Source organism: Clostridium taeniosporum, from assembly GCF_001735765.2.
Lineage (GTDB): Bacteria > Bacillota > Clostridia > Clostridiales > Clostridiaceae > Clostridium > Clostridium taeniosporum.
In genome coordinates this window covers 1,383,255-1,395,659 of record NZ_CP017253.2, presented here as the reverse complement: position 1 = coordinate 1,395,659, position 12,405 = coordinate 1,383,255, and the positions used below count along the sequence as shown (strand labels likewise).

General features: G+C 26.8%; 10 protein-coding genes. 2 read left to right on the top strand and 8 right to left on the bottom strand.

Annotated elements, in window-relative coordinates:
* Positions 1-44: 44 nt before the first annotated feature.
* The 7 genes from BGI42_RS06520 to rbsK all read right to left on the bottom strand — a co-directional run bounded on the left by BGI42_RS06520 (position 45) and on the right by rbsK (position 7,101).
* Positions 45-1,034, bottom strand: coding sequence for an NAD-dependent 4,6-dehydratase LegB (locus tag BGI42_RS06520; protein WP_069679555.1), 990 nt, complete (start codon positions 1,032-1,034; stop codon positions 45-47).
* 293 nt (positions 1,035-1,327) lie between these two features.
* Entirely contained in the window at positions 1,328-2,323 is a 996-nt protein-coding gene (locus BGI42_RS06515; RefSeq protein ID WP_069679554.1) for a LacI family DNA-binding transcriptional regulator, read from the bottom strand.
* A gap of 51 nt (positions 2,324-2,374) precedes the next feature.
* Positions 2,375-3,277, bottom strand: a complete 903-nt coding sequence (gene rbsB / locus BGI42_RS06510) for a ribose ABC transporter substrate-binding protein RbsB (protein ID WP_069679553.1) — start codon at positions 3,275-3,277, stop codon at positions 2,375-2,377.
* A 24-nt stretch (positions 3,278-3,301) separates the two neighbouring features.
* Positions 3,302-4,237, bottom strand: coding sequence for an ABC transporter permease (locus BGI42_RS06505; RefSeq protein ID WP_069679552.1), 936 nt, complete (start codon positions 4,235-4,237; stop codon positions 3,302-3,304).
* A gap of 15 nt (positions 4,238-4,252) precedes the next feature.
* The gene (locus BGI42_RS06500) at positions 4,253-5,737 is read right to left on the bottom strand and encodes a sugar ABC transporter ATP-binding protein (RefSeq protein WP_420825941.1); all 1,485 of its coding nucleotides are present in this window, start codon (positions 5,735-5,737) and stop codon (positions 4,253-4,255) included.
* 31 nt (positions 5,738-5,768) lie between these two features.
* Complete coding sequence (gene rbsD, locus BGI42_RS06495; RefSeq protein WP_069679550.1) at positions 5,769-6,164, bottom strand: D-ribose pyranase; 396 nt, start codon at positions 6,162-6,164, stop codon at positions 5,769-5,771.
* A 7-nt stretch (positions 6,165-6,171) separates the two neighbouring features.
* The gene (gene rbsK / locus BGI42_RS06490; protein ID WP_069679549.1) at positions 6,172-7,101 is read right to left on the bottom strand and encodes a ribokinase; all 930 of its coding nucleotides are present in this window, start codon (positions 7,099-7,101) and stop codon (positions 6,172-6,174) included.
* Positions 7,102-7,335: 234 nt separating this feature from the next.
* Between rbsK and BGI42_RS06485 the strand changes: the two genes are divergently transcribed.
* Both BGI42_RS06485 and BGI42_RS06480 read left to right on the top strand, forming a co-directional pair.
* Positions 7,336-7,644 carry a hypothetical protein gene (locus BGI42_RS06485; protein WP_069679548.1) on the top strand — a complete coding sequence of 103 codons (309 nt, stop codon included), beginning with the start codon at positions 7,336-7,338 and terminating at the stop codon, positions 7,642-7,644.
* A gap of 240 nt (positions 7,645-7,884) precedes the next feature.
* On the top strand, positions 7,885-9,894 hold the full coding sequence (locus BGI42_RS06480) for a methyl-accepting chemotaxis protein (protein WP_069679547.1): 2,010 nt from the start codon (positions 7,885-7,887) through the stop codon (positions 9,892-9,894).
* A gap of 156 nt (positions 9,895-10,050) precedes the next feature.
* Here BGI42_RS06480 and BGI42_RS06475 read toward each other — a convergent pair whose 3' ends face one another.
* Positions 10,051-12,060 carry a methyl-accepting chemotaxis protein gene (locus tag BGI42_RS06475; protein ID WP_069679546.1) on the bottom strand — a complete coding sequence of 670 codons (2,010 nt, stop codon included), beginning with the start codon at positions 12,058-12,060 and terminating at the stop codon, positions 10,051-10,053.
* Between the last annotated feature and the right edge of the window lie 345 nt (positions 12,061-12,405).

The following is a 12,405-nucleotide window of genomic DNA, read 5'->3' as shown; positions in this document are numbered from 1 at the left end:
CTAGTTTATTTTTATAATTAATTTAAAATATATTTGATCCTTATTTACAGATTATATATATCAGTTTTATACCTAGATAAATTTTCTTTTTTTCTAAACCATTCTATAGTCTCCTTTATTCCTTCTTCAAAAGTAAATTTAGGTTCCCACTTAGTTAATTTTTTGATTTTTTCATTAGAACCTAATAATCTATTAACTTCACTTTTTTCTGGTCTTAACCTTTGCTTATCACATACGATTTTGGCATTTTTATTTATTTGTTTTATTAATTCATATGCAAGTTCTTTTATTGAAATTTCTCTAGAAGTTGCAATATTTATTTCCTCTCCTATTGTATTCTCACATTTAGAAATTTCAAGAAAACCATTTGCTGTATCTTTTACATAGTTAAAATCTCTAGTTGGTGTTAATGAACCTAATTTAATTTCTTTTTCTCCACATAATAATTGAGTTATTATAGTAGGAATTACAGCTCGTGCTGATTGCCTTGGACCAAATGTGTTAAATGGTCTTACTATAGTTAAAGGTAAATTAAAACTCCTATAAAAAGATTCTGCAATCCTATCAGCACCTATTTTTGTAGCTGAATAAGGTGATTGACCTTGAAGTGGATGATTCTCATCTATAGGTACATATTTAGCTGTACCATAAACTTCTGAAGTTGATGTAATTAATACTCTTTTAGCTTTTAATTCCCTAGCTCCTTGAAGTACATTTAAAGTTCCTTTTATATTTGTATCAACATAAGAATCTGGAGAATTATAACTAAAAGGAATAGCTATTAATGCTGCTAGATGAAAAACTTCTTCCATTCCCTTCATTGCTTCTCTAACACCATTTGGATCTCTTATATCTCCTGCAAATATATCAATTTCTTTTTTCTTCTCTTTGTCCAAAGAATCAATCCATCCCCATGAATTAAAAGAATTATAGTAAACAAAAGCCCTAACATCATATCCTGCATCTAATAAAATCTCACATAAATGACTGCCTATAAATCCATCAGCACCTGTAACCAATACCTTTTTTGACAACTAAAATCACTACTTTCATATTAATTATAATTTTCAGACCATAAAGGTCACCATATATAATATTCATTTAAATACTGTAAAGTTCTTAATAATAACTTGATATATAATATAAATTTTATATACTTATATAAAAATAAGCTTAAGAAAAAAAGTCTTTGAAAAATATATTTCAAAGACTTTTTTCTTAAAATTCATATATAATAAATTTAATCTTATTTTATTAACTTAATTTATTATATATTTTATATTAATACTTTTATATAATTATTGTTACTTTAATTAAATATAATTTACTATTTTACAGTTTCTCTTTCTACTAGATAAGGTTCTAATATTATATTTTCTTTTATATAATCACCACTATTTATTACTTTAAGTAATAATTTAAAAGCTTCTTCACCCATTTTATATATTGGTTGAGCAATAGTAGTAAGTTCAGGTTCTATAAATGAGCATATATGTATATTATCATATCCCAGTATACTTATATCCTCTGGAATATTATATCCATTTCTAATTAGATATTTTATTCCTCCTATTGCCATTACATCACTACTATAAAAAATACAATCAACATTCTTATCTTTTTTGATTATATTTTCAGTAGCTCTTATTCCTCCATTCATTGAAAAATTCTCTTCTTCAATAATATCTTCATTTAGAATTCTTAATTCCGATGCAAATTCTTTAAAATAATCAAGACGTGTATCCATTCTATGTCTTATTCCACCTACAAATGCTATGTTTTTCTTAGATTTATCAATTAAATACTTAATTCCCAGTTTTATTCCTTGTCTATTATCACAATGTACTATATTGTATTTATCTTTGTATTTTATTTTTCTATCTACAACAACTAATGGAATATTGTTTAGTGTTAATAAATCTAAAGAGTTAGTTCCATCTTTACTTGGAACTATTATAACCCCATCAACCAATTTACTTATTAAAAGCTTTATATAATTTTCCTCTTTGTCTTCTCTATTTAAAGTATTACACAGTATCATACTAAATCCATATTTTTCTGCTTCTGTTTCTATAGCCTTAGCAATTTCAGAGAAAAATGGATTTTCTATATCTGGAACAACACATCCAATAGTATAACTCCTATTTGTACTTAAAGTCCTTGCTAATGAATTTGGAATATAGTTAAGTTCTTTAGAAGCTTTAAAAATTTTATTTCTTGTTTCTTCTGAAACATTTATTTTCTTATTATTTAATACCATTGATACAGTAGTTTTTGATACATTAACGTGATTAGCTACGTCTAACAATGTAGTTTTCTTCATAAAAATGCTCCTTCTATAATCCATACTAACTAAATCACATTATACCATAAATTATTTAGTCATAATTTTTAAATCTGCAGCTATTTCGCTATCGACATGTTCAGAATTATATATTTTTTCTGCAAGCTGAACACCTAACTTTCCAAGTAAATCTGCTTGTTGTGCAACTGTTGCTTTCATTTCTCCTGCTTCTATGGCATCTAAAGCATCATCAATTCCATCAAACCCAATAACTAAAGTATCTAACCCAGCAGATTTTATGGCTTTTTCAGCTCCAAGTGCCATTTCATCATTATGAGCAAATACTACATCAATATCTTTACTTCCTTGAATTATATTTTCCATAACTTTAAGACCATTTTGTCTATCAAAATCAGCAGCTTGACTTGATACTAAATTAAATTTAGGATTATTATCTATTATACTATGAAATCCTTCTCCTCTATCTCTAGTAGCTGAAGATCCAGGTATTCCTTGTAATTCTACCACATTTATAATATCTTTATCTTTAAAATTATCTAATACAAATTTTCCTGCCATAGCACCACCTTTAACATTATCAGATGCTATATGACTTGTAACTTCTCCTCCATTAGACATTCTATCTATTGTAACAACTGGAATATTTCTTTTATTTGCAACTTCTATTGATTTTACTACCGCATCGCTATCTGTTGGATTTATTAATAATGCAGTTATTCCAAGTTCTAGTAAATCCTCTACATTAGATCTTTCTTTTGCAGCATCATTTTGTGAATCTAAAACTATTAGTTCAAATCCTAACTTTTTAGCTTCTTCTTCTGCACCTTGCTTAATATTTACAAAGAAAGGATTATTTAATGTAGATAAAACCATTCCTATTTTTTTCTCATTACTGTCCTTTGAACATCCGATAAAAGAACCTACCATTATACAAACTAATCCAAGCATCAATATTTTTTTTATTATTTTCATGGTCTTTCCTCCTATATGTTCATATTATTTTTTTCTACTCTTCTTATCTAATAACACTGCCATTAATATAACTAAACCTTTTACTATTGATTGATAAAATGGTGATACATTCATTAAGTTTAATCCATTGTTTAAAATTCCTATTATAAGAGCACCAATAATTGTTCCTGAAATCTTTCCTTCCCCACCAGCTAATGAAGTTCCTCCAATTACTACTGCTGCTATTGCATCTAGTTCAAATCCTGTTCCTGCATTTGGTGATGCTGATGCTATTCTACTTGTTATAATTACTCCAGCAATTGCTGATGCAAATCCTGAAATTACATAAGCAAGTGTTTTAATTTTATCAGTATTTATACCTGATAATCTTGCTGAATCTTCATTTCCACCTAAAGCATATAAATATCTGCCGAATCTTGTTTTACTTAATGAATATATTGCAATAATAGCAATTACTATAGTTATAATAACTGGAATTGGTAAAAATCCTATTTTCCCATTACCAATTTTTACAAAAACTTCTGGTAATTTTGAAATTGGAGTACCATTTGTGAATACTAATGTTAACCCTCTAAATATTGTCATTGTTGCCAAAGTAACAATAAATGCTTGTAATTTACCTCTTGAAATTAACAATCCATTTACAAGACCTACAGCTATTCCAACTACAGCTGCTACTATAACAGCTAAGAATACGTTTTCAGTTGATTTAATAATAGATGCTGCTAAAGCTCCACTAATTGCCAAAGTTGAGCCTACTGATAAATCTATACCACCTGTTAAAATTACAAAAGTCATACCAACAGCAATTATGGCATTAGTTGAAACTTGTGTAAAGACATTCGTAATATTAGATAATGTTAAAAAACTAGGTGTTACAAATGTTATAATAGTACACAATATTACTAATCCTATTATTGATTTATATTTCACTAAATTTTGTTTAAAGTTTTCGCTCATTTTTATTCCCCCTATCTAGTTAATCCCAACAGCTAATTTCATAATAGCTTCTTGAGATGCTTCTTCTCTTGAAAGTTCCCCTGATATTTTACCTTCACTCATAACTATTATTCTATCACTTATTCCAAGAATCTCTGGTAAATCAGAAGAAATTACTATAATAGCTTTTCCATTTGATTTAAGTTCATTTAATAATTCATATATTTCTTTCTTAGCTCCTACATCTATTCCTCTAGTAGGTTCATCTACTATTAAAATTTCAGGTAATAACATAAGCCATTTTGCAAGAATTACTTTTTGCTGATTTCCTCCACTTAGTTTACCTATCAATTGATCTCTACTAGGAGTTTTTATATTTATCTTTTTAATATAATAATCTACATCTTCAATTTCTTTTTTACTATCTATTGATTTAAATTTATTTTCATATTTTCCTATATTACAAATTGACATATTATCCTTTATAGATAATCCTAAAACACAACCTTCTTTCTTTCTATCTTCTGATAAATAACATATACCATTATTTATAGCATCACTAACACATTTTATATTTACTTCTTTATTTTTTATTTTTATGCATCCACTAGTTTTCTTGTATTCACCAAAGATAGCTTTAGCAAGCTCTGTTCTACCAGATCCCATAAGTCCTGCTATTCCTAGTATTTCTCCAGACTTAACATTAAATGATGCATTCTGTACACCTTCATTTGCACTTAAATCTAAAACCTCTAAAAAATTTTCTCCTTTTTTAACTTCTTTATATGGAAATTGATCTTCTATTTTTCTTCCAACCATCATTGAAATAAGATCATCATTATCTATATCTTTGATTAGTGCATTGCCCGCATATTTACCATCTCTTAGTACTTCTACTCTGTCACAAATTGCAAATATTTCTTCCATTCTATGAGATATATAAATTACAGCTATTCCTTTTTTCTTTAAGTTTTCTATTACTTCAAACAACTTTTTAGTTTCTACATCTGTTAATGCTGTTGTAGGTTCGTCCATTATGATAATTCTGGCATTTTTAGTTAATGCTTTTGCAATTTCTATCATTTGCTTCTCACCAACATTAATGTTAGCTACAAGTTCATTAGGATTAAGATTACAACCTATTTGTTCTAAAAACATTATACTTCTCTCATTTAAAAGTTTTTGATTTATCTTTCTACTAAATTTATCATATTTTTCATTGCCCAAGAAAATGTTTTCAGCTACAGTAAGATTATTTAATAAGCTTAATTCTTGATGAATTATGGTTACTCCATATTCTTCTGCTGACTTTATTCCTTTTATATCAGCCTCTTCACCTTCAATAAAAATTCTTCCTCCATCTTTTTTATAAACACCACTTAAAATTTTCATAAGTGTAGATTTTCCAGCACCATTTTCTCCCATAAGTGCAGTTACTTCTCCACCATAAGCAGTAATGTTTACGTTATCCAAGGCTTTTACTCCTGGAAAAACCTTAGATACCCCCTCCATTTTTAGCATTGGTTTTTTGCTACTCAAATTGCTCACCCCTTTAAAATACTACTCCTGACTTTAATATTATATTGGCATATGGAGTTTGTTCACCTGTTCTAACTACTGCTTTACAAGATTTTAATTTTACCTTCAACTCTTCATGTGTAACAAGTGATATCTTAACATTTCCTATTACTTCTTTTATCTCATTATAAAGTTCTTTACTAATTGCTTCTGTTTCTTTAGCTAAAATTACTTCTTCTACTTGTAATTCTAATAATGTTGCCTTTAAAGTTTCCATAAATGTTGGTATACCTTTTACTAAAGCTAAATCTATTCTTTCACTCTCATCTGGTATTGGCAGACCACAATCTCCTATTGCTATCATGTCTGTGTGACCCATTTTTGAAATTACTGAACTTAAATTACTATTTAATAATATTGTTTTTCTCATATCCGTCTTATTCCTCTCCGTAAACTTTAATTACTTCTTCTTTGTATGGTATTGATGGTTGAGCACCTTCTCTTTGTACTGCTATTGAAGATACCATATTACCAAACTTAACTGCTTTAAGTATATTTTCTTTAGTTATTTCATTTGGATTTAATTTTGTGCTTAATCCACCTATAAAACTATCACCTGCTGCTGTAGTATCTATTGCATTTACTTTATATGCTGGGACTAACTCACAAAAATCTTTTCCTATTACAGCTGCACCTTTTGAACCCATTGTTATTATTACAAACTTAACACCCTTGTCCATAAAAGCTTTTGCAGCTTTTTTAGCATCTTTTATGTTTTCAACTGTTACTCCGGTTAAAGCCTCTGCTTCTGTTTCATTTGGAACTATAATATCTGTAACTTTTAAAAGTCCATCATCTATTTTTTTTGCTGGTGCTGGATTTAATATTGTTATTTTTCTATTTTCTTTTGCATTTTTAAATGCTCTTAAAGACATTTCCACTGTTGTTTCAAATTGTGCAATTAAAATATCACTTTCTTTTATTCTTTCTAATGTTAAATCTATTTCTGTTTCACTAATACTCATGTTTGAACCTGAATTAACAATGATTGAGTTATTACCACTATCAGTTACCATTATAATTGCCGTTCCTGTTGCATTAGATTCATCTTCAAAAACATAATCTATATTTATATCATCTTTTCTTAATTCATCTCTTAATGTCCTACCATAATCATCTTGTCCTATTTTAGCTATCATTGAAACATATGCACCACTTCTCTTTGCTGCTACCGCTTGATTAGCTCCTTTACCACCTGGTATTTTTTCATATGATTTAGATAATATAGTTTCTCCTGATTTAGGCATATCTTTTATTTTCATAACTAAATCCATATTCATACTTCCAAGTACACATATCCTATTCATACAACTTCCTCCAAAATTCAAATTAATATCGATTAATTTTTAGTGAACCGTTTTACTGAACCGATTAACTATAGTATAAATCACTTGTAAACGTTAATCAATAATTTTTTGAATTTATTTATTTTTATTATTTTTTTGATATTCACTTTTATTTGAAAATGTATTTCATTTGTTGTATAATTCATATATACAATAATAAAAGTTTAATAATATAAAATTTAAGGTGGTACATATATGAAAGTTTATGCAATAACTTATTACTTAAAAGAAGAATCTAATTCTTGTGGTTGTGAAGGTCATGATCACGAACATCACCATCATCACAGAGATGATTACGAAATAACTGGAAACATCAAAGCTTTAGGAGCTTGGGCACACTTTATGCCTACTGGTTTTCTAGTTAAATGTGAATTAACTGCTGATGAAATTTCAGTAAAGCTTAAAGAAGTTCTTGAAGCTACAGATATGCTTTTTGTTACAGAAGTAAATAAAGATAATGCTGCTTCTTTAACACCAGGTGTTATTGAATGGATAAATAGCTAAAATTTATATAAAACAATTCCCAAATAGAAAGAACATGCTTATTTAATTATTTTAAGCATGTTCTTTAATTATTTTTGCTATATTTTTTCTAAATACAAACTTAAATATGTAGTATACTAAAATTATTTTACTAAATATATATTTAAACTTTTTTCATATTTTAATTAAGAGTCTTATTAAATGTTACGATAGATAAATGTACTATTTTATTTAATAACTACATTAGGAGGAAATTTTTATATGAAGAAACTAAAGTTTAAGAGTATAAAACATGAATTATTACTATGTTTTATCTCACTAATTGTAATTACTTGTACATGTTTAGCCTTAATTTCTATGTACATATCAAAGAAATCTGTAATTTCAACTGTTAATACTATCTTACCTGAGATTTCTAAACAAGCAAGCATTTCTATAGAAAATGAAATTAATACACATATTAAAGTTTTAGAGAATTTATCTAATAATGAAAAAATTAAAAATCAATCTATATCAATGGAAGACAAGTTAAATTTACTTTCAGAAGTTTCGAAAAAAAATGAATATTTAAGAATGTTTATTGTCGATATTAATGGTAATGGATTAAATACTAACAATGAGGCTTTAAATATATCTGATAGAGACTACTTTAAAAAGGCAATGCAAGGCATTAGTTCTGTGTCTGATCCTATAGTAAGTAAAGCTGATAATAGTTTAATAGTTGTGTATAGTGTTCCTATAAAAAATAATGATTCTACCGTTGGAGTTTTAACTGCTATTAGAGATGGTAATGAATTAAGCAGTTATACTGATGATATTAAATTTGGAAAAACAGGTAACTCCTATATGCTTAATAAAGAAGGAACTGTAATTGCACATAACAATAAAGATTTAGTATTTAATAAAGATAATGATTTTGAAAATATAAAGACTGATCCTTCATTAGAATCTATAGTTAAAATAGAGAAAAAAATGGTTGAAGGTAAAATCGGCTCTGGAGAATATTCTTATAAAGGTAAAAATAAATATATTAGCTATTCTCCTGTTAAAAGTACAGGTTGGTCTATAGCTATAGTAGTTGAAAAAGATGAGATTTTAAATCAACTAAATGTTTTAAAATTAGTTATTGGAATAACATTAGTTATATTTATTTTATTAAGTAGCTTTATAGTACTACTTATATCATCTTCAATTACAAAACCTATAAAACTATCTATGAAACAATTAAAATCTGTATCTGAAGGTGATTTAACATTAGATATTTCTAAAAAACTTTTATATAGAACTGATGAAATAGGAGAAATGGCAAAAGCTATAGATACTATGAAAACTTCTATGATTAGCATGATTTATAATATAAAGTCAAGTTCTTCTAGTATAGATACTCAAAGTAATACTTTATTATCACTATCTAATGAAATGTCTACTTCAAGTAAAAATATTTCAGTAGCTACTAATGATGTTGCTAAGGGAACTGTAGATCAAGCTCAAGATTTAGTTGATATTACTGCTATATTACAAAACTTTAGTTCTAAATTGGATGAGATGGTTAAAATAATAAATAATATAGGCTCACATGCAAGCAATATAAAATCAAAAGCTTATTCTAGCAATACAGATATGGAAACTGTTATTCAATCTGTAAAAAATGTTAATAATGCATTTAATGACCTAATTATAAAAATACAAAGTGTTGGTTCTAATGTTACAAAAATAAATGAGATAACTAATTTAATAAATAGTATATCTGAACAAACTAATCTTCTAGCATTAAATGCAGCTATTGAAGCAGCAAGAGCTGGTGAGTCTGGCAGAGGTTTTTCTGTTGTAGCAGATGAAATAAGAAAACTTGCTGAACAAAGTAAAGAATCTTCATTAAGTATTTCTAAATTAATATCAGAAATTTCTGTAGATACAAATCTTATGGTAAATACTACTGATACTATGAAAAATGAGCTTAAAGTTCAAGAAAATAATATATATACGGCAATGAAATCTTTTGAAACAATTACAACTGCTGTTGATGATATAGAACCTAAAATTCAATTAGCTAATAATTCTGTTAATGATTTAAATGTAAATAAGGAGAATATTTTAGTTAAAATAGAAACATCATCTTCAGTTGCTGAAGAAGTTTCTGCATCATCGGAAGAAATAGCATCATCAACTGAAGAAATGAATAATTCAACTAACGAATTATCAAATTCTATAGAATTATTAAATAATATGAGTGATGAAATGATTAAGAATGTAAATAAATTTAAAATATAATTTATATTTTTAATTAGAAAAAATGGACAGTACATAGATTTTTAAAGTAAATCTATATACTGTCCTGTTGTTTTAATCAAAAAGATCATTCCCAGATTAAAATTCAATCATTTTATCACGATCTTTTATTATTAACTTAGGTATTGTTTTAATATACTACTGTTGTTTAATTTTAAATTTTCCTATTTCAGTTTCTAATTCCTCAACTGTATTTTGAAGTTCATCTGCACATTTAGTAAATTCAGCCATAGAACCTGTTATTTCTTGTGTAGCTGCTGAAACTTCTTCACTAGCAGATGCTGTTTCTTCAGATATACTTGATATTTCTTCAATCTCAGTTAATACAGCATCTTTTCTTCCACTTATATCTATTGTATCTTCTTCTATTTCTTTAATTTTTTCTATTAAATTCATTACTTGATTTGTTATACTATTAAATATTTTTTCTGTCTTAGAAACTGCTACTTCTTGTTCCTCAACAATATCTTTCGTATCCTCAATAGCATTAACTGCTATATTAGATTTATCTTTTATTTCTCCTATTATCTTTTTTATTTCCTCTGTTGATTTACTTGATTCATCAGCTAATTTTCTAATTTCTTCAGCAACGATTGCAAATCCTTTTCCTGCTTCCCCTGCTCTTGCAGCCTCTATAGAAGCATTTAAAGATAATAGGTTAGTTTGTTCTGTTATACTTGCGATTGTTTCAGATATTTTATTTATCTTTTCCATATTCTCATTAACATCTATAACAATTTCCCCTACTTGAATAGATGCCTCTTTACTTCTCATAGACTTTTCTATAAGAGTTTTGACCATATCAATTCCATCAACACTTAAATTTTTAGTACTATCAGATGTATTTGAAAGTTCCATAGTTGAATTGGAAACATTATTTAACCTATTAGATAAATCTTCCATATTATCTACACAATTTAAAGCATTTTGTGCTTGTCTTGTGCCACCTTGTGCTATTTCGTTAACTGCATTTGAAGCCTCACCTAAAGATGCACTAGTTTCTTCTGACATAGATGCTAATTGGCTTGAAGTTTGTAATGCTATATTAGAAGATTTTTTAACATTACTAATAAGATTTGAAATGTTATTTATCATATAATTAAAATATTCACCAATTTCTTCAAATTCATCTTTTGAGTTAATTTCTATATCAGTGCTAAGATCTCCCTTTGCAGCTTTTGAAAAACCTTCTTTTAATTTATTTAAATTTTTAAGTATTCCTTTACTAATAAAAAGTGCTACTGCTATTGATATAACTAAAACTATTAACATAATTAATCCCATTACTTTTATTATAGCATTTGTATCTTTTGTTATTTCTGTTGCATTTAATCCAGAAAATATTTTCCATCCAGTTATATCATTATCTTTATATACTGCTAACTTATCCTGACCTTCAAATGTATATTTAACTATACCTTCACTTTTGTTTTTTGCTTCATCCCAATAACTTTGTTTAGTTATTATGTCTGTATTTATATAATCTTTATTTTTATGAATTACCATATTTCCTTCTTTAGTAGCGATATATATGTATCCAGTTTGTCCAATTACTGTTGAAGATATACTTTCAGTTAAACCATCTAAAGATAAATCCGCTCCTATAACCCCTATTACATTCCCTTCATTTTCCACTGCCTTAGCTAAGGTTACCACTAGTTTTCCTGTAGTTGCATCTATATAAACGTCTGTTATAATGACTTCACCTTTTTTATCTACTGCTGATTTATACCAAGGTCTTATTTTATGATTATAATCACTACTCATAGCTTGTTCAGGATAATTAATAAATTTACCTGATTCAGTTCCAAAATATACTCCTAATATATCTTTATCTAAACTTTCTAGTTTCTGAAGTTGCGATCTAACTACTGTCTCATTATTAATATCTTTATATATATCTTTAAAATTAGAATTTTCACTCAATAAATTTATAGGATTTTTAATAGCAATAAAATAATTATCTAATCTACTACTTACCTGATTCAAAATTTCCTGACTTGACCTTTTGAAATTTTTTTCAACTATTCCTGCTGACTTAAAATAAGTTATCAAACTAAATATAATAAGTGGTATCAAACATATACTCATTAAACTAGAAATTAACTTATTCTTCATGCTCCAGAAATTTCCTTTCTTATGCTTCATTTTTCCACCCCTTTAGATATTTTTACCTTTATGGTTTTTTCTAAATAATCATTTGAAATTTTTCAACATTATAAAACACCACCTAAAATAATATCTTTCTTTATATTTGATTGTCGTGCTTCTGATTCGACATCTTTATATTATTTTCTTATTATTTTTTAACATCAATATATTTTTTATAATATTTATAAAAATTTGTTATCATATTAGAAATTATTTTATATCTTATTTTGTAAAATAATATTTATATATATATCTGTAAAATTATTATTTTATTATAAAACAAGATATCTACGTCCCATTTTTTAGTTAAAAGTTTAGAAATTCCCTAATTCTACATACAAT

Excerpts from the sequence above, each read along its gene's own strand:
- rbsK (WP_069679549.1), bottom strand. The coding sequence starts at position 7,101 with ATGAATAGGATATGTGTACTTGGAAGTATGAATATGGATTTAGTTATG.
- rbsB (WP_069679553.1), bottom strand. The coding sequence starts at position 3,277 with ATGAAAATAATAAAAAAAATATTGATGCTTGGATTAGTTTGTATAATG.
- BGI42_RS06485 (WP_069679548.1), top strand. The coding sequence starts at position 7,336 with ATGAAAGTTTATGCAATAACTTATTACTTAAAAGAAGAATCTAATTCT.
- BGI42_RS06505 (WP_069679552.1), bottom strand. The coding sequence starts at position 4,237 with ATGAGCGAAAACTTTAAACAAAATTTAGTGAAATATAAATCAATAATA.
- rbsD (WP_069679550.1), bottom strand. The coding sequence starts at position 6,164 with ATGAGAAAAACAATATTATTAAATAGTAATTTAAGTTCAGTAATTTCA.
- BGI42_RS06500 (WP_420825941.1), bottom strand. The coding sequence starts at position 5,737 with ATGCTAAAAATGGAGGGGGTATCTAAGGTTTTTCCAGGAGTAAAAGCC.
- BGI42_RS06515 (WP_069679554.1), bottom strand. The coding sequence starts at position 2,323 with ATGAAGAAAACTACATTGTTAGACGTAGCTAATCACGTTAATGTATCA.
- BGI42_RS06475 (WP_069679546.1), bottom strand. The coding sequence starts at position 12,060 with ATGAAGCATAAGAAAGGAAATTTCTGGAGCATGAAGAATAAGTTAATT.
- BGI42_RS06480 (WP_069679547.1), top strand. The coding sequence starts at position 7,885 with ATGAAGAAACTAAAGTTTAAGAGTATAAAACATGAATTATTACTATGT.